Source organism: Mycoplana sp. MJR14 (assembly GCF_029210525.1).
Classification (GTDB): domain Bacteria; phylum Pseudomonadota; class Alphaproteobacteria; order Rhizobiales; family Rhizobiaceae; genus Mycoplana.
Map to the genome: position 1 here is coordinate 68,862 of NZ_JARGEO010000007.1, position 21,500 is coordinate 90,361.

Sequence of the window (21,500 nt, forward strand, 5' to 3'; positions counted from 1 at the left end):
GGCGGCAGGGGCGGGGGACATATAAAGGATATTGAAAATACGATGCTTTTCGGGGCGGCCGGTCTCAGGGCGGCCGCCGTTCCCCGGCCAGATGCGCCAGCCGGGCCGCCTTCATGGAATCTTATCCATGTCCCTTCAAGCGTTCTTATCTCTCGTTCTGTATGCCTCTGGTTGAACGAGACCGGGCGGGCGGCGTGGCCTGCCGACAAGAAAACAGCACGGGAGAGTGTCGCCATGAAGCAGAAAATCCGTGAGTTGCTCGCCAAGCATGGCGGCTTGCCTGTCGCCGTCGACCAGATCGCCGACGACCAGGACCTCTACGCGGCGGGCCTGTCCTCCTTCGCCTCCGTCCAGATCATGCTGGCGATCGAGGAGGCCTTCGACCTGGAGTTTCCGGACAATCTTCTCAACCGCAAGTCGTTCCAGAGCATTGCGGCCATCACGCGCACGGTGGAAGGGCTGACCGGCAACGCGGAGGCCGCCGAATGAACATGTCCACCGGGGCGGGCCTGGCCGAACGGGCCGCCCGCGTTGCCGCGGTAGCCGAGGCGCATGCCGACGACGTCGACGCCAAGGGGCGCTTCCCGCAGGAGGCGGTGGATGCCATGCGCGCCGAACGCCTGCTGTCCATCCAGATCGCTGTCGAACTGGGCGGCGAGGGGGCGAGCATCGCCGAGATCGCCGAGGTCTGCTCCATTCTGGGCCAGTCCTGCGCTGCCGCCGCCATGGTCTTCGCCATGCACCAGATCAAGGCGTCGAGCCTCGTCTCGCACGGCGCGGACGCAGCCTGGCACCGCGCCTTCATGCGCCGCATCGCCGACGAACAGCTGCTTCTGGCCTCCGCCACGACGGAAGGCGGCATCGGCGGCAACCTGCGCAACAGCATTTGCGCCATCGAAGTCGAGGGCGGCCGCTGCCGGCTGGAGAAGGACGCGACCGTCATCTCCTACGGCGCAAACGCCGATGCGATCCTGATCACCTCGCGCAGCCATGCCGAAGCCGCATCCACCGACCAGGTCATGACCGTCTTCACGAAGGACCAGTATACGCTCGAGCGCACCCATGTCTGGGATACGCTCGGCATGCGCGGCACCTGCTCGGACGGCTACCTGTTCAAGGGCGAGGCCCCGGCCGAGCAGATCCTGCCGAAGCCCTTTGCGGAAATTGCCGCCCAGTCGATGCTGGCCACCTCGCACCTGCTCTGGAGTGCCGTCTGGTACGGCATCGCCGTCAACGCCTTTGCCCGCGCACAGGCCTTCGTCCGGGCCGCCGCCCGCAAGGCGCCGGGGCAGACGCCGCCCGGCGCGCTCAGGCTCGCCGAGGCCTCCAGTCTGCTGCAGCTTCTGAAATCCAACGTGGTCGCCGGTCTGAACGCCTTCGAGGCGGCAAAGACGGATCAGGACGTCCTGTCCTCGATGGGTTTCGCCGTCGCCATGAACAATCTGAAGATCGGCTCGTCGGAAACGATCCTGACGATCATCAACCACGCCATGCTGATCTGCGGCATCATGGGCTACAAGAACGGCACGCCCTACAGCCTCGGCCGGCACCTGCGCGACGCGCATTCGGCCCAGCTGATGATCTCCAACGACCGCATTCTCGGCAACACGTCCAATCTCCTGCTCGTCCACAAGCAGGACACCAGTCTTCTGGGGTGAAGAACCATGGATATGCAGACCTCGTTTCTCGACCGCCTGTTCGATGCCGGCCTGCTGATCGATACCGGCGTTGACGGGCTCTACGGCCGCAGCGGCCGCTTCGAGGACGTCATCGTCGCCTTCGAGCGGCTGATCGATCGCTTCGGCGGGGCCGACGGCGCGGAAGCCATGCGCTTCCCGCCGGGCATGAACCGCGCCTTCTTCGAAAAGAGCGGCTACATGAAGAGCTTCCCGCAGCTCGCGGGCACCGTCCATTCCTTCTGCGGCAACGAGCTCGACCATATGAGCCTGCTCAAATGCATGGAGGTGGGCGAGGAGGACTGGACGAAGGACCAGAAGGCGACCGACATCGTGCTGACGCCGGCGGCCTGCTATCCGCTGTACCCGACGGTGGCAAAGCGTGGACCGGTTCCGGCCAAGGGTGCCCTCTACGACCTGCAGTCCTACTGCTTCCGTCATGAGCCCTCGCAGGACCCGGCGCGCCAGCAGCTCTTCCGCATGCGCGAATATGTCTGCATGGGCACGGAGAAGCATGTCACCGATTTCCGCCAGTCCTGGATGGACCGCGGCGTCGCCATGATGAAGGAGGTCGGCCTCGAGGTTGCGATCGATGTCGCCAACGATCCCTTCTTCGGCCGCGCCGGCAAGATGCTGGCCAACAACCAGCGCGACCAGAACCTGAAGTTCGAGCTGCTGATCCCGATCACCTCGGTCGCGAAGCCCACGGCCTGCATGAGCTTCAACTATCATCAGGATGCGTTCGGCGCGAAGTGGGGCCTGGTCATGGAGGATGGCAGCGTGGCGCACACCGCCTGCGTCGGCTTCGGCCTGGAACGGATCGCGCTGGCGCTGTTCCACACCCATGGCCTCGACGTCGCCGACTGGCCCGAGAGCGTCCGCAAGACCCTCTGGGGCTGACCTTGGCCGCGCCTTCCGTCTTTCCCGGGCTCGATCCCGCCGCCTACCGGCCGCACGCGCTGCACGATCACGAGCGCATGTGGCCGGAGACCAACTGCTATGTCGACCTGTGGATCGAGGTGCTGAACGCCCGCGCCCTGCCGCCGGAGGCGATGCTGGGCTTCACCCTGACGCAGGACTTCGAGGGCGACCAGTTCACCTTCTTCAAGGTGCCGCTGGAGGACCTCGAGGTGCTCTACGGTATCCGCTGCACCGAGCTTGCGATCTACGACCGGGTGGAGCGCCACGTCCTGGAACAGATCGGTCGCGGCCGTCTCTGCCTGGTGGAGATGGACAGTTTCTACATGCCCGATACGCGCGGCGTCGCCTACCGGCTGGAACACGGCAAGACCACGGTGGCGATCAACCGTCTCGACCTTGCCGCCCGCACGCTCGACTATTTCCACAATGCCGGCTTCTTCCGGCTGGAGGGCGAGGATTTCGACGGGCTGTTCCAGCTCGACGCGCCGGCCGATGCGCTGCCGTTCCTGCCGTACACGGAATTCGTCAAGTTCCCCGCCGCGCGCCCTGCCGCGGCCGACATGGCAAGAGCCGCCCGTCGCCTGCTGCGGTTCCACCTGCAGCGCCGGCCGCCGGAAAACCCCGTTGCCGCCTTCGCGGCCGTCTTCCCGGGCCAGGTCGAGGCCGTCGCGGAACGCCCGTTCGGCTTCTTCCATAAATATGCCTTCAACACGCTGCGCCAGCTCGGCGCCAATTTCGAGCTCGCCGCGAGCCACCTGGACTGGCTTGCCCCGGACGGCACGCTGTCGGATGCAGCGGCAGCCGCCCGCCGCATCGCCGAGACCGCCAAGTCCGTGCAGTTCCAGCTCGCCCGCGCGGTGACCCGCAAGCGGTTCGAGCCGCTTGCGACCGCGCTCGATCCGGCGGCCGCCGCCTGGGACGAGATGATGGCCGTGCTCGAACGCCGGATCGACTGAGGCTGGGGGATGCGCATGAGCGATCCGGCAGAGCGCACGTCTCCGTCCACGATCGAACTGGACAGGGGCTGGAAGCTGTGCCTGACGGCGGCCGGCGCCTGGTCCGACCCGTCGATGATCGACCGCGACGCCGAGAGGCTGGAGGCGCCGATGCCGGGAACGGTCGCGGGCGCCCTGGAGCGCGCCGGTCGCTTCGACCGCGACGACCCGGAGCCGCTCGACGGACACGATGCGTGGTACCTGCTCGATCTGTCCGGTGAGCGGCCGGGCCCGGCCGTGCTCGAGCTGGAAGGCCTGGCGACGATCGCGGAGGTCTACTGGAACGGTGCGCTCCTGCTTGCCTCGGATTCGATGTTCATCGGCCATCGGATCGACGTGCAGGTCAACGGCACGGACCATCTGGCGATCTGCTTTCGCGCGCTCGCGCCGCATCTGGAGCGGCGCGGCCCGCGTGCCCGCTGGCGCCCGCAGATGATCGTTCCGCAGGGCCTCCGGCTCACCCGCACGACCCTGCTCGGCCGGATGCCGGGCTGGTGCCCGTCCGTGCACGCCGTCGGTCCCTATCGCCCCGTCCGGCTCGTGCGGCCGCAACCGGGCCGTCCGCGGGACATCCGCATCGCTTCGAGCCTTGCGCCGGACGGCACCGGGCATCTTGCCGTTTCGCTTTCGGCGGACGCGGGCACACGCGTAGCCGTGCTGCACTGTGCCGGCACTGCCGTGCCCATGCATCGCACCGCCGACGGCCGCTGGAGCGGCCAGCTCCGGATCCCGGACGTCGCCGCCTGGTGGCCGCACACCCACGGTCGCCCCGTCCTCCATGCGGTCGAGGCCGATCTGGATGGCGAACGCCATGCGCTCGGCCGCACCGGCTTCCGCCGCATCGACATCGACACCGGTCCCGATGGCAGCGGTTTCGGTTTGCGGGTGAACGGCGTCCCGGTCTTCTGCCGTGGTGCCGTCTGGACGAATGCGGACATCGTCGACCTGCCGGGCACGCGGGCGGGCTACGCGCCGACCCTGCGGCTTGCGGCCGAGGCCGGCATGAACATGCTGCGCATCGGCGGCACCATGGCCTATGAGACCAATGCCTTCTTCGAGTTGTGCGACGAGCTCGGCATCCTCGTCTGGCAGGACGTCATGCTGGCGAATTTCGACTATCCGGCCGCCGATGAGCATTTCGTCGCCCTGCTGCAAACCGAAGTCGAGCAGTTGCTGCTGCGCACTGCCGCCTCGCCGTCGCTGGCCGTCCTTTGCGGCGGCAGCGAGGTGTTCCAGCAGGCGGCGATGCTCGGTCTGCCGGCGGACGCATGGCGCGGGCCGCTGACGGAGACGGTGCTGCCCGAGGTCGTGCGAACGCTCCGCCCGGACGTTCCCTTCGTTCCCAACTCGCCCTTCGGCGGCGCCATGCCGTTCTCCCCCAATGCCGGCGTCGCACACTACTACGGCGTCGGCGCCTATTGCCGGCCGCTCGAGGATGCGCGCCGGGCGGCGGTGCGCTTCGCAGCCGAAGCGCTGGCGTTCGCCAACGTGCCGGAGCAGGCGACGCTCGATGCGCATCTGCCCGTCCCCGCCGTTCACGATCCCCGCTGGAAGGCGCGGGTCCCGCGCGACCGCGGCGCTTCGTGGGACTTCGAGGACGTGCGCGACCACTATCTCGGCCTGCTCTACGACCATGATCCGGCGCGCCTGCGCCGCGAGGATCCTGCGCGCTACCTCGACCTCTCCCGCGCCGTCACCGGCGAGGTCATGGAGGCGACCTATGCCGAATGGCGTCGGCCGCAATCGACCTGCAACGGCGCGCTCGTCTGGACGCTTCAGGATCTCCAGCCGGGCGCGGGGTGGGGCATCGTCGACGCCACCGGCCTGCCGAAGCCGGCCTGGCATGCGCTGCGGCGGGCTTTCCGTCCGCTCCAGGTGCTACTCTCCGACGAGGGCACCAACGGCCTCGACGTGCACGTGATCAACGAGACGGGTAGCGGCCGCGCGCTTGTCCTCGAGCTCGCCTGCCTGCGAGACGGTCGCCAGCCCGTGGTCAGCGGCCGCCGCGCCCTGACGCTTGCGGCCCACGGCACCGCCACCATCGCCGCCACCGATCTCTTCGGCGCCTTCTACGATACGACCTATGCCTTCCGCTTCGGCCCGCCCGCGCATGACGTCACGATCGCGAGCCTGCGGGAGGAGGCGGACGGATCGGCGATCCTCGCCGAGGCCTTCCATTTCCCGCAAGGCCGGACCCGCGCCCTTCACCCGGCAACGGCGACGGTTGCGCTGGAAGAGGGGGACGAGGGCTGGCAATTGCGGGTCGCTGCGGACCGGCTGCTGCAGTCGGCCCATATCGCCTGCCCTGGCTTCCTGCCTTCGGACAACTGGTTCCATCTTGCGCCGGGGCGGGAGCGCGTGATCCGGCTGGCGCAGCTCGGTGCCGTGGATCGCCCCGTCGGAGAGTTCTCCGCGCTCAACCTGCAGGCTCCGGTCTCCTTCTGAGCCGGTGCCACCACGCCTGTCATTTCGGTCAGGTCAGCCCTTGCCGCTCAGTCGTCGGCCAGCGCGGTCTCGATGATCCGCCGTTGCAGGAGGGCTCTGGCGGCGGGCGGCGACATGTTGTGATCGGCATCGGGGACGACCTCGACTGAGACGTTCGCAAACGCCCTCAGGCCCGACCCATCCGCCCCGAAATAGGCGTGGTATCGTTCGAGCCCCACGTCGGTCTCGCTGTAGATCAGCCGCACGGGCGTCCGCCGCCCGGCAAGGGTGCGGAAGGCGGACAGCGCCGACCGCTGCAGCCGGCCGTACTTCGTCAGGCGTCCCAGCAGGCCCGGTGCCGCCGCGGCCGCCCGGCGGCCGAGCTGCCTGCCGATATTGGCTGCGGCACGCCCGAGATCGATCTGGCCGGCGGCGAGCCGGCGCAAGGTGTCCAGCCGCAGCGCCCGCTTGCGGTAATCGCCCAGCGAGCGCGGATTGTACCGCAGGGCCTCGTCGACGCTGTCGTCGGGGTCCCAGACGAAGGTGAAGGGGTTCACGGCGACGACGCCGCGGCAGCGTGGCTCGTCGAGCGAACTCTGGAAGGCGAGATAGGCGCCGCTGCATCGCCCGGCAAGAACGGCCGGCGCGAGCCGGCGCGCCGCCATCAGGTCGAAGGCGGCCTTCACGTCGTCCTTCTGGCCCGCCGAAAAGAGCACCTGCCCCGGCGCGCCCCCGACCGGCGGGCTGTCGCCGACATTGGCCGCGTCGAACCGCAGCGAGGCGATGCCCTGCAGCGCAAGGCACCTGGCCGTCTCCACGGTCGAGCGCGCCCATCCGGCGTGACGGTCATAGGCGGTGCCGAGGAGGATGACGGATGCGCCGCGCCGCGCCGCGACCGGCGTGCAGAGGACGCCGGAAAGCCGGCCGCGGGGCCCGAACCGCAGCGGCTCCTCGAAGAAGCCGTCGCCGCCCAGAACGGCTGTGCCGGGCGACGACCATGGCCGGCTCGCAGGCCCGGCCGCGGCCGCCAGCGTCCCGACCCATTCGGCAACGCGTGTCGCGACCGCGTCGGGCTGGGTCGCGATGGTCGGGTTGGAGACGAGCTCGTCGTAGCCGAGATAGGCCTGTCGGGAAACGGCGGCACCGAGCTCTTCCAGCCGGGTGGCGAGTGCCGCCTCGTTCTCCCGGGCAGGCCTGTGCACCATCAGGATCGACGGGGCCGGGGCGATCTCCGTGGCCTGGAGATTGATCCTGCGCACCGCCTCCGCGACGTCGTCCGGCATGACCAGGCCGGCGATCGAGGTCTTCGACGTGATACGCTGGTCCTCGCCCAGCCCGAGGCCGTCGTCCACCATCTTCGACCAGGCCGACAGTTCGCGCAGGTAGAAGCGCCCGCTGACCACCGGCGCCATCAGCGCCATTCCTTCTACGGCTCCGAGCTTCCCCGCCGACAGGACCGCGAGCGTCGCGCCGAGCCCGTGCCCCACGAGGACCAGCTTCGAGGCGCCGGACAGGCGGCGCAGTTCGGCCGCCGCGGCCTCGATCGCCCCCTGCCACACCGGCAGGCCGCCGGGAAACTCCATCGCGTCGAGAGAGTCGCCCGTCCCCGGATAGTCGAAGCGGAGGCTCGCAACCCCGAGGCCCGAGAACCGTTCCGCGAGCTGCCGCCAGAGCTTGCGCGTGCACATCTCCTCGAAGCCCCATGGGCTGAGAAGGAGCACGGCGCAGTCGGAGGGTGCCGCCCCCGGCCCCGGCGGCGTGAAGAGGCCGACGGTCCTGGCGAAAGAAACGGGCAGGGCCGCCGACCCTGGCGTCCAGGTGGCGCTTTCGTCGGCGGCCGCCGCAAGGTCGTTGGACTGCAGCATGGTCGTCACTCTGCCGCCCTCCGCCATCCGTCCAGACGGCCGATCATGATCTGTTGCGAGCGCCGCGCCATCGCCGGGCGGCCCGTCAGCGCGTAGACGCTCATTCCCGCGAGCGGCCGCAGCAGGCGCGGCAGGAAACCGGAAAGGCCGAAGCCGTGCTTGCGCATCACATAGCCGAGGCCGGCGCTGTAGCAGCGGATCTTGGCGATGTTCGCCGGCACGGTCTGGTCGGTCATGTCCTCGGGATGGTGCCCGGCAAGCGTCGGATCGTACCGGCCCATGAGCCCGCGCTCCAGCAGCGTCAGCACGAAATCCTGCACCTCGTAGGCGCCCCACGGCGTGCCGGAGCCCGGCCCGATCTTCTCGTCGAACCCGCCTGCCGCGGTGAAGTCGTGCTTTCGCACCGCCAGCATCCACTCGATCAGCGTCGTCCAGACGTTGCCGCGCCGGATCCGCACCGGACGGGTCTCGAACGTGCCCATGATCGTCTGTCCGGCCGCGTTGGTGGCGCGGCCGCAGTAGAAGTCGGCGGGCATCGCCTCGGTCACGTGCCGATAGCGCTCCAGAAGGCTTTCCGGATACCAGCAGTCGTCGTCCGGAAACATCAGCCAATCGCCGCGCGCCACCGACGCGCCGAGGTTTCGCGCGCGGCAGACGCCTTTCCTCGGTGTCCTGACATGCACGATCTCGAGGCGGCGGCTGTGCTGCGCGATCGGGCCGAGCACGCGATCGTCGCTGTTCTGGTCAACGATGATCACTTCGAAGTCAGACACGGTCTGTGCTGCGAGCGAGCCCAGCAGTCGCGCCAGCTCGTCCGAGCGGCCGAGGGTGGCGACCACGAGCGAGAGGCGGAATGAGCGGTCGTTTGGCGGCATGAAGATCCTGGGGGTGAGCCGGCCCCAACAGGCGGCAGATACGGCCGCGACATTGTCCCGACGAGGCGTTAAGGCCCGGTGAACGGACTTGCCGATTTGCAAGAATGGGTTGCGCCGGACGGGCGGGCTTGCCTTGGCGCCCGCTTCGGCATAGCTCTCTGGCGAAAGATCCGGATGCCGATGCCTCACAAGGTCACCATTTTCAGCCTGAAGCTGCACGATTTTCGCAACTATGCGTCGATCGCGCTCGGGCTCGATGGTCGCCATGTCGTGCTGACCGGCGCGAACGGCGCCGGCAAGACCAACCTGATGGAGGCGGTCTCCTTCCTGACCCCCGGCCGCGGCCTGCGCCGCGCCGCCTATGCCGACGTCGCCCGCGAGGGGGCGCCGGGCGGCTTCAGCGTCTTTGCGGCGATCGACGGCATGCAGGGCGAAGTCGAGATCGGCACGGGCACGGAGGCCGGCGAGGAGGGCCAGTCGCGCCGCCTCCGGCTGAACGGAACCGCGGCCCGGTCGGTCGACGAACTCCTGGAGCACCTGCGCGTCGTCTGGCTGACGCCGTCCATGGACGGGCTCTTCACCGGGGCGTCGTCGGACCGCCGCCGCTTCCTCGATCGCCTGGTTCTGTCGCTCGATCCCGACCACGGCCGCCGGGCTGCGGACTTCGACAAGGCCATGCGTGGCCGCAACCGGCTGCTGTCGGAGCCGCGGCCCGACGCGCGCTGGCTGGACGCGCTCGAACTACAGATGGCCGAGATCGGCGTCGCCATGGCGCTGGCGCGGCGCGAGCTCGTGGGCCTCCTGGCCGGCATCGTCGAGGCGGCGCGCGACGAAGGGCCCTTCCCCTCCGCAGCGATGGCGCTCAGCGGCTTTCTGGACGACGAACTCGATCGGCCGGCCTACGAGATCGAGGAGGTCTATGCCGCCATGCTGCGCGACGGCCGGTTCCGCGACGCTGCCGCGGGCCGCACGCTCGACGGCCCGCATCGGGTCGATCTGATGATCCGCCACCGCGAGAAGGACATGGATGCCGCGCGCTGTTCGACCGGCGAGCAGAAGGCGCTGCTCGTCGGCATGGTGCTCGCCCATGCCGGCCTCGTCGCCGGCATGACCGGGCATGCGCCCATCCTGCTGTTGGACGAGATTTCCGCCCATCTCGACGAGGGCCGCAGGGCGGCGTTGTTCGACCGCGTCGACGCGCTCGGCGGTCAGGCCTTCATGACCGGGACCGATCGTGCCATGTTCGAGGCGCTCGGCGATCGCGCTCGCTTCCTGACGGTGGCGAACGGTGCGATTGCGGGATAGCAGACCGACGGAGTGCGCGTGTGACGACCGAAGAGCCCCTTGGACCGGATGAGATCGAGCGCTACCGGCGCCATATCGTGCTGGCCGAGATCGGCGGCGCGGGTCAACAGAGGCTGAAGAACGCCGCCGTGCTGGTGATCGGCGCCGGCGGCCTGGGCGCGCCGGTCCTGCAGTACCTGGCAGCCGCCGGCATCGGGCACATCGGCATCGTCGACGACGACACCGTCTCGTTGTCGAACCTGCAGCGGCAGGTGATCCACGGCACCGACGCCATTGGCCTCAGCAAGATCGAGAGTGCCGAGGCGGCGATCGCCGCGATCAATCCGCATGTCCGCGTCACAGGCTTCAGGACGCGGTTCACGCCTGAGGCGGCCCCGGGCCTCCTGGCGGGTTTCGACCTCCTGATCGACGGCTCCGACAATTTCGAGACCCGCTATGCCGCCGCCGACGCGGCGGAGGCGGCGCGCCTGCCGCTGGTGACCGGCGCGGTCGGCCGCTTCGACGGCTCGCTCACGGTGCTGAAGCCGTGGGAAACCGATCCCGACGGACGGCTGAACCCCGGCTACCGCGACCTCTTCCCGCAGGCGCCGCCGCCTGGCGTCGTCCCGTCCTGCGCCGAGGCCGGCATCGTAGGCGCGCTGACCGGCGTCATCGGCACGCTGATGGCGATGGAGGCGATCAAGGTCGTCACCGGCGCCGGCGAACCTCTCATTGGTCGCTTGATGCTCTATGACGGCCTCGCGGCCCGCTTCGACGTGATGCGCTATCGGCGGCGCAGACAGTAGGATCGGGGACGGGCGGCTCAGGTGCGTCCGGGCAGCACCCTGTCCGGCGGCCGGTGTCCGTCGAAGAAGGTGCGGATGTTGATCACCACCTTCTCGCCCATGTCGATCCGGCCCTCCAGCGTCGCCGAGCCCATGTGCGGTAGGAGCACCACCTTGCCTTCGGTCGCGAGCTTGACGAGCTTCGGGTTGACCGCCGGTTCGTGCTCGAACACGTCCAGCCCGGCGCCTGCGATCTTGCCTTCGCGCAGGGACTTGATCAGCGCCGCCTCGTCGATGATGCCGCCGCGCGCGGTGTTGACGATGTAGCTCGACGGCTGCATCAGCGCCAGCCGCCGCGCCGAGAGCAGATGGTAGGTCGCAGGCGTGGACGGGCAATTGACCGAGACGATGTCGACGCGCGCCAGCATCTGGTCGAGGCTGTCCCAGTAGGTCGCCTCCAGCACCTCCTCGGTCGCGGGGCTGACGCGGTGGCGGTTGTGGTAGTGGATGGAGAGGCCGAAGGCCTTGGCGCGACGGGCGACTGCGGTGCCGATCCGGCCCATGCCGACGATGCCGAGCCGCTTGCCCCAGATCCGGTGACCGAGCATCCAGGTCGGCGACCAGCCGGCCCACTCGCCTTTGCGGTCCGTCAGCAGGTGCGCGCCCTCGGCGAGCCGGCGCGGCACGGCGAGGATCAGCGCCATCGTCATGTCGGCGGTGTCCTCGGTCAGGACGTTCGGGGTGTTGGTGACGGTGATGCCACGGCGTGCCGCCGCGTCGACGTCGATGTGGTCGACGCCGTTGGAGAAGCTGGCAATCAGCTTCAGCTGCGGTCCGGCCTGCTCGATCAGGGCCGCGTCGATCCGGTCGGTGACGGTCGGCACCAGCACATCATGCGTCCTGACCGCGGCGACGAGCTCCGGCTGCGAGCGCGGCGTGTCCTCGATGTTGAGCTCCGCGTCGAACAGTTCGCGCATGCGCGTTTCCACAACGTCTGGCAGGCGGCGTGTCAGATAGACCTTCGGTTTTTTCTTGTTCGTCATGGTCCGATCGGCGTCCTGTTGACGGGTCCTTAACCAAGATAGGCAAGACTTGCTTCATCAAGGGCATTTTCTACCAGACCCCATCGCGAAGACAATCCGCTCTGAAAGCCGGACTTGCGAATTGCCTGGTCCGGCCAGGTCCGGTTGCCGGATGCCCGCATGTTTTTGAGTGGATCACGTCATGCATCGCTTACCCATCCGCGTTTGCACCCTCGCGCTCGCCGCCCTGTCCCTTCTGGCCTCCCATGGCGTCCCTGCCGCCTTCGCGCAGGCGGCGAAGGGTTCGAGCGGCCTGCCGCTGCCGCGCTTTGTCAGCCTGAAGGCGAAGAGCGTCAATCTGCGTGTCGGCCCGAGCGTCGACTATGCGGTCGCCTGGCGCTACATGAAGTCCGGCGTGCCGGTCGAGATCATCCAGGAATACGACAACTGGCGGCGCGTCCGCGATGCGGACGGCACCGAGGGCTGGGTCAACCAGGCGCTTCTTTCGGGGGAACGCACGGCGGTGACGGCGCCCTGGATGCGCGGCAAGGGCGCCGACATCTACGTCAACATGCGCCGCGATCCGCAGTCCTCCAGCGCGATCGTCGCCAAGCTCGAACCCGGCGTCGTCATCAAGGTCGGGGAATGCAACGGCGACTGGTGCCGCGCCGAGGTGGACGGCACCGAGGGCTGGGTAGCCCAGGCCGAGATCTGGGGCGCCTATCCCGGAGAGGCTTTCAAGTAGCAGAAAGGCTCAGGCGAGCCTTGCCTGCACGGCCGCCGCGGCGAGCGAGCACATCGGTCGCGGCCCGATCTGCTCGATGACGATCCCTGCCGCGAGGCTGCCGAGCTTGCCGCAATCCTCCAGCGCGCGCCCCTGCGTATAGCCATGGAGGAAGCCGGCCGCATAGAGGTCGCCGGCGCCGGTCGTGTCCACCACCCGCTCGATATGCGAGGCATGAACCCGTGTCCGCTCGCCGCCCTTCAGGATCACCGATCCTTCCTCGCTCATGGTGACGATGGCGAGACGGCAATCGTTGGCGATCCGCTGGAGCGCGTGGTCGAAGTCGTCCGTCTCGTAGAGCGCCAGCGCTTCGGCCCGGTTGGCGAAGACGATGTCGACGGTGCCCGAGCGCATCAGCTCGAGGAACTCGTCGCGATAGCGATGGACGCAGAAACTGTCCGACAGCGTCATCGAGACTTCCCGGCCGTTCGCATGAGCGATGCGCGCGCAGGCGCGGATGGCCTCCTTCGCGCGCGGCGGGTCCCAGAGATAGCCCTCGAAATAGGTGACCTTGGCGGCCGCCACCACGGCCTCCTCGACGTCTTCCGGCCCGAGCTCGACGCAGGCGCCGAGATAGGTGTTCATCGACCGCTCGCCATCCTCGGTGACGAAGATCATCGACCGCGCGGTCGGCGGGAAACGGTCGAGCGGCTTCGTGGCGAAATGGACGCCCTGGGCATGGATGTCGTGGGTGAAGATCTCGCCGAGCTGGTCCTTCGCCACCTTGCCGAAATAGGCGGCGCGTCCGCCGAAGCTCGCAATGCCGGCCGCCGTGTTGCCGGCGCTGCCGCCGGAGGCTTCCACCGCAGGTCCCATCCGCGAATAGAGCAACTCGGCGCGCTCGGCGTCGATCAGGTTCATCGCGCCCTTGATGATGGCATTGTCGGTGAGGAAGTCGTCGTCGCAGCGGGCGATGATGTCGACGATGGCATTGCCGACCGTCAGCACGTCGAATTGGGTCATGCGGTATCAGATCCGTCTCGTTGGGGTAAGAGCCGGATACCGGTCATAGCGGATTTTCGACGGATTGTAAGGGGTGCCGCCCGATCGGGTTCCGTCGGGCGGCCGAAATGGGCTCAGTCCTTGGCGCGCTCGACGTAGGAGCCGTCCTCGGTGGCGATGACGACGCGGGTGCCGGCCTGGATGTGCGGCGGAACGAGCGTGCGCACGCCGTTGGACAACATGGCGGGCTTGTAGGAGGAAGATGCCGTCTGGCCCTTCACGACCGGCTCGGTCTCGGTGATCTCGAGCGTGACGTGGCGCGGCAGGTCGAGCGCGATCGCGACGCCCTCGTGCGTCGACAGGATCACGGCCATGCCCTCCTGGAGATAGGCCTTGGCGTCGCCGACGTCTTCGGCGGACATGGTCAGTTGGTCGTAGCTCTCCGGGTTCATGAAGTGGAAGCCGTCGCCGTCTTCGTAGAGGAAGGTGTGCTCGCGGTCCTCCACATGGGCGCGCTCGACCTGTTCGGTCGTGCGGTAGCGCTCCGAGACCTTCACGCCGTCGGAGATGCGGCGCATGTCGATCTGCGTCACGGGCGTACCCTTGCCCGGATGGAAGTTCTGCGCCGTCAGAACCACGTAGAGTTTTCCGTCGACGTCGAGCACGTTGCCCTTGCGGACGGAAGAAGCGATGATCTTTGCCATAAGTCTTCCTTGTATCTGGAGCGGCCGCGTCGTAGAGGACACGGCAAGTGTCGTCCCGGGCCGCCGGAAAGCGGGTTCGGGCCGCAACTACCCTAAATTCCGCCAAAAGGCCAGCGCGTCCGCCGGAATCTGATAGAAACTTGCCATGACCGCGAGCACCCCCGCACCGTCCCCCTGGTGGACGCCAGACGTCCATGCCGATCGTCGCCCGTTCCTGATGGCGCGCAACCGCATCCAGGCGGCCCTGAGGGGATATTTTGCCGATCGCGATTTCGTCGAGGTCGACACCGCGACCTTGCAGGTCTCGCCCGGCAACGAGGCGCATCTGCATGCCTTCCGCACCGAGGCGATCGGGCACTCGGGCACCGAAACCCCGCTCTACCTGCACACCTCGCCCGAATTCGCCTGCAAGAAGCTGCTCTCCGCCGGCGAACGGCGCATTGCCTGCTTCGCCCATGTCTATCGCAATCGCGAGCGCGGCCCCCTGCATCATCCCGAGTTCACGATGCTCGAATGGTATCGGGCGGGGGCGACCTATGACGAACTGATGCAGGACTGCGCGGAGATCCTGGCGCTCGCCGCGAAAGCGGCCGGGACGCAGCAGTTGTCCTGGCGCGGCCGTGCCTGCGATCCCTTTGCCGAGCCCGAGCGGCTGACCGTGGCGGCGGCCTTCGCGCGCCATGCCGGCCTCGACCTGCTGGCGAGCATCGGCCCCGAGGGTGCGACCGACCGCGCGGTGCTGGCAAGCGCGATGGGCAGAGCCGGCATCCGCGTGGCGCCCGACGATACCTGGGCCGACCTGTTCAGCCGGGTGCTGGTGGAGCGCATCGAGCCGAAGCTCGGTTTCGGCAGGGCGACGATCCTTTGCGAGTATCCGGTCTCCGAGGCCGCCCTGGCGCGTCCGGCGGCGCATGATCCCCGCGTCGCCGAGCGCTTCGAGCTCTATGCCTGCGGCGTCGAGCTCGCCAACGCCTTCGGCGAACTGACCGACCCAGCCGAGCAGCGCCGCCGCTTCGGCCTGGAGATGGCGGAGAAGCAACGGGTCTACGGCGAGTCCTATCCGCTCGACGAGGATTTTCTCGCGGCGCTGCGGATCATGCCGGAGGCGAGCGGCATCGCCCTCGGCTTCGATCGCCTGGTCATGCTGGCAACGGGGGCCGCCCGCATCGACCAGGTCATCTGGGCGCCGGTGCCGGACACAGCGCCATGACGACGGCAAGGACGCTTCGCTCGGTCGCCGAACTGGTGGAGGCCGGCCTGATGCCGCCCGAAGCCCAGCATGCGGGAGCGGCGAAAGTCGGTGAGCGCTACGCGATCGCGCTGACGCCTGCGGTCGCAGCCTTGATCGAGCCGGACGATCCGCACGACCCGATTGCCCGGCAGTTTCTCCCCGATCCGGCCGAACTCCTCGTTCGCGCCGAAGAGCGGGCCGATCCGATCGGCGACCTCGCCCACAGCCCCGTGGCGGGCATCGTTCACCGCTATCCGGACCGGGTGCTGCTGAAGGCCGTGCATGTCTGCCCGGTCTATTGCCGCTTCTGCTTCCGCCGCGAGATGGTCGGGCCGTCGGGACTGGGCACGCTCGCCCCCGACGAGCTCGACGCGGCCATCGCCTATGTCGCCGCACGGCCGGAGATCTGGGAGGTGATCCTCACCGGCGGCGATCCGCTGGTCCTCTCCGCTCGACGCCTGCGCGACCTGATGGAACGGCTGGCGGAGATCGACCACGTCAAGGTGGTTCGCTTCCACACCCGCGTCCCGGTCGTGGAACCCGACCGCATCGACGCCGAACTCGTGGATGCTCTGAAGGCGTCCGGCAAGACGACCTATGTGGCCCTCCACGCCAACCATCCGCGCGAGCTGACGGCACAGGCGCGGGCGGCCTGCGCCCGGCTCGTCGACGCCGGGATCGCGATGATCAGCCAGACGGTGCTCCTGAAGGGCGTCAACGACGACGCCGGCGTGCTGGCCGAACTGATGCGCGCCTTCGTCGAAAACCGCATCAGGCCCTATTATCTCCACCACCCGGATCTGGCGCCGGGCACCGGCCACTTCCGCCTCGGCCTCGCCGAGGGCAGGGCGCTGGTGGAGCAGCTGCGCGGCCGCATCTCCGGCCTCTGCCAGCCCACCTATATCCTCGACATACCGGGTGGTCACGGCAAGGTGCCGGTGCTTTCCGATGCCGTCCGCGAGAGCGATGACGGCTGCTTCCGCATCCGCGATTTCCGCGGCGGCGAGCACAGCTATCCGCCGCGCCACGACTGACGGACAAGAGGCGCCGCCTCAACGCAGGAACACCGCAAGCTGCCAGGCCCTCGAGCCTGCCTCACCGGGAGCGCCTGCCGCCGCCCGCAGTCGCGGAGGATCAGAATTCTTCCCAGTCGCCGTCCTTGGTGTCGGCCTGCCTTGCCCCCAGTGCGCCCGCCAGCTTCTGGTTCAGCAGATGGGCCGGCGAGGTGACGGCCCGCGATGTCTTGCTGGCGGCCTTGATGTTCCACTGGCCGGCTGACTTGCGCGGCAGCTGGGAGACCACGCCCTTGGAGGGGGCGCGCGCCGCGTCGGCCGGTGCCGTTCCGGCCGGTGCGGTTCTGGGCGAAGCCGTTCCGGGCGGCAACGCAGACGGCGTCGGGCCGGCTGCGGCGGGTTCCGCTCCGGGCACCACATGCAGTTGCGGTCCGCGCGAGGCCTGGCTCATCGAGCCGCCGACGTTGAAGCGGCCGATCAGGGCGTTGAGCGCCTGCACGTCGCTGGCCAGCCCGTGGCTTGCCGCCGTCGTTTCCTCGACCATGGCGGCATTCTGCTGCGTGCCCTGGTCCATGGCCCCGACGGCGGTGTTGATTTCCGAAAGGCCGAGTGCCTGTTCGCGCGCCGCCATGACGATCGCCTGGACGTGCCCGTTGATCTCCTCGACCTCCACGACGATCGTCTCCAGCGCCTTGCCGGTCTCGCCGACGAGCGCCACGCCGTTCTGCACCTGGCTGCTCGAGGTGGTGATGAGGGCCTTGATCTCGCGCGCGGCCTTGGCCGAGCGCTGCGCCAGTTCGCGGACTTCCTGGGCCACGACGGCGAAACCCTTGCCCGCCTCGCCGGCGCGCGCGGCCTCGACGCCGGCGTTCAGGGCCAGGAGGTTGGTCTGGAAGGCGATGTCGTCGATGACGCCGATGATGTTGCCGATCTCGCCGGACGACCGCTCGATCTGCTGCATGGCTTCAATCGCCCGGCGCACCACCTCGCCGGATTTTTCCGCGCCGGCGCGGGTGCGCCCGACGAGGTCGCCGGCCTCCTCGGCGCGCTTGGTGGAATCGCGCACGGTCGTCGTGATCTGGTCCAGTGCCGCCGCCGTTTCCTCGACGGAGGCCGCCTGCTGCTCGGTGCGCCGGGCCAGCGCATCGGCGGCCGCGCGGATCTCCCGGGCGCCGGAATCGATGGCGCGCGCATTGTCGCCGACCTCGCAGAGCGCCTCGCGCAGCCGCGCCACCGACGTGTTGAAGTCCTGCCGCAGCCGGTCGAGCTCGCCTTCGAACGGCGCGTCGATCGCGCACGTCATGTCGCCCGAGGCCAGCCGGCCGAGCGCATCGCCGAGCGAGCCCACCGCCGCCTCGACCTTGCCGCTTTCCCGGTTGCGTTCGGCATCCCGTGCCATCCGCTCGCTCTCGGCGCTGGCGCGATCGGCGGCGGCCTGGCGCTCCAGGCGCATCCGCTCGCCGGCGTTGTCGCGGAAGATGGCGACGGCCGCGGCCATCTCGCCGATCTCGTCGCCGCGCTCCGCGTGCGGAATGTCCTGGTGGATGTCGCCGTCGGCCACCTTCTTCATCGCAGCCGCGATGCCGTCGAGCGGACGCACGACGCGCCTGTGGACGATGAAGATCGCAGCGATCGCGAGACTGACCGACAGCACGAGCGAGGCGATCGTCAAGAGATAGGCGGAATCCTGCTCGGCCTGCGCAGCGTCGATGGCCTCGGACGTCAGAGATTGGTTGGTGGCCACGAGGTTCTTCAGGCCGGCATCGATCGTGTTGGCCTGCTGCTTCATCGCGCCATGGAAGATCTCCAGCGCCGGACCCTTGGCGGCAATCGCCGAGAACTGCTTCAGCTTTTCGGACTCGGCCAGATAGGCCGCCAGGCTGTCCTTGATGCCGGCGACCGTGCCGGCGGCTGCCGGATCGCCCGACACGGCGCCCGCATAGGCATCGATCCTCTGGTTCAGGATGGCGGCATCGTCGGCGATCTTCTTTTCGATCGCCGTCAGCTCGTCCGGGTCCATCGACAGCAGATGTTCGGAGAAGGTGCCGTTCAGGACGGAGAAATCGTTGCTGATCTGCAGGATCTCGCTCATCTGGGGCATGCGTTCCTGCCCGATGCGCTCGAACTGGCCGGTGATCGTCGAGAGCGACCGGAAGGCCACTGCACCCTGCAGTCCGCCGAGCAGCACCATCAGGACGAAGAGGGCGGGAAGGAGCCTGCTGATCTTGATGCTGCGCATTTTTCAAACACCCGGACTGGAATTTCGACCTCGACTGACGTGAGGTGAACTCTAGATCCGGCCCTTTAACGCAGGCTTAAACTGCATGGTCAAAAGCCACGGCTTGCGGGCCGGTTTTCCACACCCTACATCGGTCGGCACAACAGGGAGTATAGGGATGATCCTCGACGCGGCGCGCCTGGCGCTCGGCAATCTCTTTGCGCCGGACACGCGCCGCGTGTTCTGGAAGGTGCTCGGCCTGACGATCCTGGTCCTGATCGGGCTCTGGTTCGCGCTGCGCGAAAGCTTCATCGCCTACGCCTTGCCCTGGGTCTCGGGCTACATGCCCACGGTGCCCGACTGGGCGGGCTGGCTGACGGTGGTCTTCGGGATCGTGGCCAGCATCGGGCTGGCCCTGTCGCTGGCCCTGCTGCTCGCACCGGTGACGGCGATCATCGCCGGCTTCTTTCTCGACGACGTGGCCGAGGTGGTCGAGGCGCACCACTACCCGGACGATCCGCCGGGCAAGGCGCTGCCGCTGTGGCCGGCGATCGCCGGCTCGGTCAAGTTTCTCGGCGTGGTGCTGGTCGGCAACCTGATCGCCCTGTTCCTCCTCTTCATCCCCGGCATCAACCTCATCGCCTTCTTCCTGGTCAACGGCTACCTGCTCGGGCGCGAGTTCTTCGAATTCGCCGCCATGCGCTTCCGCTCGCCGGAGGAGGCGCGGCTGTTCCGGGCCAAGCACGCCTCCACCGTCTTCCTCGCCGGCCTCGTCATCGCCGCCTTCCTCGCCGTGCCCATCGTCAACCTGCTGACGCCGCTCTTTGCGGCGAGCCTGATGGTCCACCTGCACAAGCTTCTGTCCCGCGCCGATCCCGGCTTTCGCGGCTGAGGGTCAGGACGGCAGGGCGGAGGCGTCGTACAGCGCGGCGAATTCCGCGCTCGGCGCAATCGGCTTGATGACGTCGATCAATACGCCGTTGGGATCGGCCGTGATGAAGTGCCGTTGGCCGAAATCCTCGTCGCAGAGCGGCTTCAGGATCGGCAGGCCGGCGGCGCGGCAGGCCGCATGGACCGCATCGGGATCCTCGACCTCGATATTCAGGAGCAGGCCGGACACCTTGCCGCGACCGGCCTGCGGGATCGTCTCATGCTGCCCGTCCAGGATGGCGAGCGTCACATGCTCGTCCTCCGTCGACTGCAGGTGGACGTACCAGTCGCTGGCAAAGAGCGGCCGGAAACGGAAATGCGCGCAATAGAAGGCGGCCGTGCCGGCGACGTCGTCGGTCATGATCACGGGATAGTAGCTGGTGCATTTCATGGCTTCTCATCCTCTGTCGAACAACATACAATCTGCATGTTTATATCTATCATACGTGCAGAATGTATGTAAAGGAGCGATCGTGGCCCGCAGCAACAGGGACAGGACCGAGGCGACCCGCGCAGCACTCATCGAGGCGGCGCGGGCGCTGTTCGTGGATCGGGGATACGCGGAAACCGCAACGCCCGACGTCGTCGCCGCGGCCGGCGTGACCCGCGGCGCACTCTATCACCATTTCGAGGACAAGAAGGCGCTGTTCCTCGCGGTCGTCGAGCGGGAGGCGAAAGCGGTGGCAGAGGAAATCGAAGCGCAGGCCGCATCGGAGGCGGATGCCCGCAAGGCACTGCTCCTCGGGGCGAAAGGCTACTTCGATGCGATGCAGAAAAAGGGCAGGACACGTCTTCTGCTTCTCGATGCGCCGGCCGTCCTCGGTCCCGAGGCGGTCACGGCACTCGATCGTCGCCACGCCGAGGCGTCGCTGCGCGCCGGCCTGTCCGACCTGCTCCGGCCATTGGAAGGCGCAGAGCCGTTGCTGGATCAACTGACGGCCCTGCTGTCCGCAGCCTTCGATCGCGCAGCGATCGAGATCGCAGAGGGCGGCGACCGCGCCGCCTATGAGGCAGCCGTCGTCCGCCTGATCGACGGCCTCCGATAGGTGCCGTTCACTGCGCGGCGGCAATCGCCTGCGGCGGCAGCTCCACGAGCGGCGCCGGGATGTCGCAGGTCTTTTCCGGCGACTTGCAGATGTCGGCGATCACGCAACGCTCGCATTCCGGCTTGCGCGCCTTGCAGACGTAGCGCCCGTGCAGGATCAGCCAGTGGTGGGCGTGATAGAGGTAGTCGTCGGGAATGACCTGCATCAGCCGGGCCTCGACCTCGTCCGGGGTCTTGCCCGGCGCCAGACAGATGCGGTTGGCGATCCGGAAGATATGCGTGTCGACCGCGATCGTCGCCTGCCCGAACGCCATCGACAGCACGACGTTGGCCGTCTTGCGCCCGACGCCCGGCAGCGTCACCAGCTCTTCGCGGCTGCGCGGCACCGCGCCGCCGAAGTCGTCGACGAGCTTGCGGCTGAGGGCGATGACGTTCTTCGCCTTGTTGCGGAACAGCCCGATCGTCTTGATGTAGTCGCGCACCCGGTCCTCGCCGAGCGCCAGCATCTTCTCCGGCGTGTCGGCGACCGCAAACAGCGCACGCGTCGCCTTGTTCACCCCGGCATCGGTCGCTTGCGCGGAAAGTGCCACGGCGACCACGAGGGTGAAGGGATTGACGTGTTCGAGCTCGCCCTTCGGCTCCGGCCGCTGGATCGAGAAGCGCCGGAAGATCTCGCGGATTTCGTCCTTGGAATAGGCGCTCCTGGGCCGGCTCACCCGGCGTTTCGCTGCGCCGGCAGGAGCAACCTTCGATTTCGGTTTCGTGTTTTTCATCCTGCCTCTATAG

Annotated in this window: 20 protein-coding genes; 12 read left to right on the plus strand and 8 right to left on the minus strand. The window is 68.1% G+C overall.

The window, feature by feature from the left end:
* Positions 1–234: 234 nt before the first annotated feature.
* Genes P0086_RS17035 through P0086_RS17055 form a run of 5 tightly spaced genes read left to right on the plus strand, consistent with a single transcriptional unit; the run spans position 235 to position 6,037 of the window.
* The gene (locus P0086_RS17035; RefSeq protein WP_275787686.1) at positions 235–489 is read left to right on the plus strand and encodes an acyl carrier protein; all 255 of its coding nucleotides are present in this window, start codon (positions 235–237) and stop codon (positions 487–489) included.
* The gene (locus P0086_RS17040) at positions 486–1,658 is read left to right on the plus strand and encodes an acyl-CoA dehydrogenase family protein (protein WP_148178982.1); all 1,173 of its coding nucleotides are present in this window, start codon (positions 486–488) and stop codon (positions 1,656–1,658) included. The genes P0086_RS17035 and P0086_RS17040 overlap by 4 nt, the downstream gene beginning before the upstream one ends.
* Positions 1,659–1,664: 6 nt before the next feature.
* Positions 1,665–2,576, plus strand: coding sequence for an amino acid--[acyl-carrier-protein] ligase (locus P0086_RS17045; RefSeq protein WP_275787688.1), 912 nt, complete (start codon positions 1,665–1,667; stop codon positions 2,574–2,576).
* Positions 2,567–3,553 carry a DUF1839 family protein gene (locus tag P0086_RS17050; protein ID WP_275787982.1) on the plus strand — a complete coding sequence of 329 codons (987 nt, stop codon included), beginning with the start codon at positions 2,567–2,569 and terminating at the stop codon, positions 3,551–3,553. The genes P0086_RS17045 and P0086_RS17050 overlap by 10 nt, the downstream gene beginning before the upstream one ends.
* Before the next feature lie 15 nt (positions 3,554–3,568).
* Positions 3,569–6,037 (plus strand): glycoside hydrolase family 2 protein, encoded by a 2,469-nt coding sequence (locus P0086_RS17055; RefSeq protein ID WP_275787691.1) that lies wholly within the window; start codon positions 3,569–3,571, stop codon positions 6,035–6,037.
* Between the two features lie 47 nt (positions 6,038–6,084).
* Here P0086_RS17055 and P0086_RS17060 read toward each other — a convergent pair whose 3' ends face one another.
* Both P0086_RS17060 and P0086_RS17065 read right to left on the minus strand, forming a co-directional pair.
* Positions 6,085–7,881, minus strand: coding sequence for an alpha/beta hydrolase (locus P0086_RS17060; protein WP_275787984.1), 1,797 nt, complete (start codon positions 7,879–7,881; stop codon positions 6,085–6,087).
* Positions 7,882–7,886: 5 nt separating this feature from the next.
* Complete coding sequence (locus P0086_RS17065; RefSeq protein ID WP_275787695.1) at positions 7,887–8,756, minus strand: glycosyltransferase family A protein; 870 nt, start codon at positions 8,754–8,756, stop codon at positions 7,887–7,889.
* Positions 8,757–8,936: 180 nt separating this feature from the next.
* Between P0086_RS17065 and recF the strand changes: the two genes are divergently transcribed.
* Together recF and moeB are read left to right on the plus strand one after the other, a co-directional pair.
* Positions 8,937–10,061 (plus strand): DNA replication/repair protein RecF, encoded by a 1,125-nt coding sequence (recF, locus tag P0086_RS17070; RefSeq protein ID WP_275787987.1) that lies wholly within the window; start codon positions 8,937–8,939, stop codon positions 10,059–10,061.
* Between the two features lie 20 nt (positions 10,062–10,081).
* Complete coding sequence (gene moeB / locus P0086_RS17075) at positions 10,082–10,846, plus strand: molybdopterin-synthase adenylyltransferase MoeB (protein WP_275787698.1); 765 nt, start codon at positions 10,082–10,084, stop codon at positions 10,844–10,846.
* A gap of 17 nt (positions 10,847–10,863) precedes the next feature.
* Here moeB and P0086_RS17080 read toward each other — a convergent pair whose 3' ends face one another.
* Positions 10,864–11,868, minus strand: coding sequence for a D-glycerate dehydrogenase (locus tag P0086_RS17080; protein ID WP_275787700.1), 1,005 nt, complete (start codon positions 11,866–11,868; stop codon positions 10,864–10,866).
* A 181-nt stretch (positions 11,869–12,049) separates the two neighbouring features.
* On the opposite strand from P0086_RS17080, the gene P0086_RS17085 reads away from it, so the two are divergent.
* Positions 12,050–12,592 (plus strand): SH3 domain-containing protein, encoded by a 543-nt coding sequence (locus P0086_RS17085; RefSeq protein ID WP_112594580.1) that lies wholly within the window; start codon positions 12,050–12,052, stop codon positions 12,590–12,592.
* Positions 12,593–12,601: 9 nt separating this feature from the next.
* On the opposite strand, the gene P0086_RS17090 is transcribed toward P0086_RS17085, so the two are convergent.
* Complete coding sequence (locus tag P0086_RS17090) at positions 12,602–13,594, minus strand: adenosine kinase (RefSeq protein WP_275787705.1); 993 nt, start codon at positions 13,592–13,594, stop codon at positions 12,602–12,604.
* A 113-nt stretch (positions 13,595–13,707) separates the two neighbouring features.
* Positions 13,708–14,277, minus strand: coding sequence for an elongation factor P (efp, locus tag P0086_RS17095; RefSeq protein ID WP_112594576.1), 570 nt, complete (start codon positions 14,275–14,277; stop codon positions 13,708–13,710).
* A gap of 145 nt (positions 14,278–14,422) precedes the next feature.
* Here efp and epmA point away from each other — a divergent pair, with 145 nt between their 5' ends.
* Both epmA and P0086_RS17105 read left to right on the plus strand, forming a co-directional pair.
* Entirely contained in the window at positions 14,423–15,487 is a 1,065-nt protein-coding gene (epmA, locus tag P0086_RS17100; RefSeq protein ID WP_275787708.1) for an EF-P lysine aminoacylase EpmA, read from the plus strand.
* On the plus strand, positions 15,484–16,542 hold the full coding sequence (locus tag P0086_RS17105; RefSeq protein ID WP_275787711.1) for a lysine-2,3-aminomutase-like protein: 1,059 nt from the start codon (positions 15,484–15,486) through the stop codon (positions 16,540–16,542). The genes epmA and P0086_RS17105 overlap by 4 nt, the downstream gene beginning before the upstream one ends.
* Before the next feature lie 100 nt (positions 16,543–16,642).
* Here P0086_RS17105 and P0086_RS17110 read toward each other — a convergent pair whose 3' ends face one another.
* Positions 16,643–18,760 carry a methyl-accepting chemotaxis protein gene (locus tag P0086_RS17110; RefSeq protein ID WP_275787713.1) on the minus strand — a complete coding sequence of 706 codons (2,118 nt, stop codon included), beginning with the start codon at positions 18,758–18,760 and terminating at the stop codon, positions 16,643–16,645.
* Between the two features lie 157 nt (positions 18,761–18,917).
* Between P0086_RS17110 and P0086_RS17115 the strand changes: the two genes are divergently transcribed.
* Positions 18,918–19,631, plus strand: coding sequence for a sulfate transporter family protein (locus P0086_RS17115; protein ID WP_148151616.1), 714 nt, complete (start codon positions 18,918–18,920; stop codon positions 19,629–19,631).
* Between the two features lie 3 nt (positions 19,632–19,634).
* Here the strand turns inward: P0086_RS17115 and P0086_RS17120 are convergent, their stop codons facing one another.
* The gene (locus tag P0086_RS17120; RefSeq protein WP_275787716.1) at positions 19,635–20,060 is read right to left on the minus strand and encodes a VOC family protein; all 426 of its coding nucleotides are present in this window, start codon (positions 20,058–20,060) and stop codon (positions 19,635–19,637) included.
* An 82-nt stretch (positions 20,061–20,142) separates the two neighbouring features.
* Between P0086_RS17120 and P0086_RS17125 the strand changes: the two genes are divergently transcribed.
* Positions 20,143–20,715 (plus strand): TetR/AcrR family transcriptional regulator, encoded by a 573-nt coding sequence (locus P0086_RS17125; protein WP_275787718.1) that lies wholly within the window; start codon positions 20,143–20,145, stop codon positions 20,713–20,715.
* 7 nt (positions 20,716–20,722) lie between these two features.
* Here the strand turns inward: P0086_RS17125 and nth are convergent, their stop codons facing one another.
* Positions 20,723–21,487: an endonuclease III gene (nth, locus tag P0086_RS17130; RefSeq protein WP_148651423.1), complete on the minus strand. Its 765-nt coding sequence runs from the start codon at positions 21,485–21,487 to the stop codon at positions 20,723–20,725.
* Positions 21,488–21,500 lie beyond the last annotated feature (13 nt).

Excerpts from the sequence above, each read along its gene's own strand:
- P0086_RS17035 (WP_275787686.1), top strand. The coding sequence starts at position 235 with ATGAAGCAGAAAATCCGTGAGTTGCTCGCCAAGCATGGCGGCTTGCCT.
- P0086_RS17040 (WP_148178982.1), top strand. The coding sequence starts at position 486 with ATGAACATGTCCACCGGGGCGGGCCTGGCCGAACGGGCCGCCCGCGTT.
- P0086_RS17045 (WP_275787688.1), top strand. The coding sequence starts at position 1,665 with ATGGATATGCAGACCTCGTTTCTCGACCGCCTGTTCGATGCCGGCCTG.
- P0086_RS17055 (WP_275787691.1), top strand. The coding sequence starts at position 3,569 with ATGAGCGATCCGGCAGAGCGCACGTCTCCGTCCACGATCGAACTGGAC.
- P0086_RS17060 (WP_275787984.1), bottom strand. The coding sequence starts at position 7,881 with ATGCTGCAGTCCAACGACCTTGCGGCGGCCGCCGACGAAAGCGCCACC.
- P0086_RS17065 (WP_275787695.1), bottom strand. The coding sequence starts at position 8,756 with ATGCCGCCAAACGACCGCTCATTCCGCCTCTCGCTCGTGGTCGCCACC.
- recF (WP_275787987.1), top strand. The coding sequence starts at position 8,937 with ATGCCTCACAAGGTCACCATTTTCAGCCTGAAGCTGCACGATTTTCGC.
- P0086_RS17080 (WP_275787700.1), bottom strand. The coding sequence starts at position 11,868 with ATGACGAACAAGAAAAAACCGAAGGTCTATCTGACACGCCGCCTGCCA.
- P0086_RS17085 (WP_112594580.1), top strand. The coding sequence starts at position 12,050 with ATGCATCGCTTACCCATCCGCGTTTGCACCCTCGCGCTCGCCGCCCTG.
- P0086_RS17090 (WP_275787705.1), bottom strand. The coding sequence starts at position 13,594 with ATGACCCAATTCGACGTGCTGACGGTCGGCAATGCCATCGTCGACATC.
- efp (WP_112594576.1), bottom strand. The coding sequence starts at position 14,277 with ATGGCAAAGATCATCGCTTCTTCCGTCCGCAAGGGCAACGTGCTCGAC.
- epmA (WP_275787708.1), top strand. The coding sequence starts at position 14,423 with ATGACCGCGAGCACCCCCGCACCGTCCCCCTGGTGGACGCCAGACGTC.
- P0086_RS17105 (WP_275787711.1), top strand. The coding sequence starts at position 15,484 with ATGACGACGGCAAGGACGCTTCGCTCGGTCGCCGAACTGGTGGAGGCC.
- P0086_RS17110 (WP_275787713.1), bottom strand. The coding sequence starts at position 18,760 with ATGCGCAGCATCAAGATCAGCAGGCTCCTTCCCGCCCTCTTCGTCCTG.
- P0086_RS17115 (WP_148151616.1), top strand. The coding sequence starts at position 18,918 with ATGATCCTCGACGCGGCGCGCCTGGCGCTCGGCAATCTCTTTGCGCCG.
- P0086_RS17120 (WP_275787716.1), bottom strand. The coding sequence starts at position 20,060 with ATGAAATGCACCAGCTACTATCCCGTGATCATGACCGACGACGTCGCC.
- nth (WP_148651423.1), bottom strand. The coding sequence starts at position 21,487 with ATGAAAAACACGAAACCGAAATCGAAGGTTGCTCCTGCCGGCGCAGCG.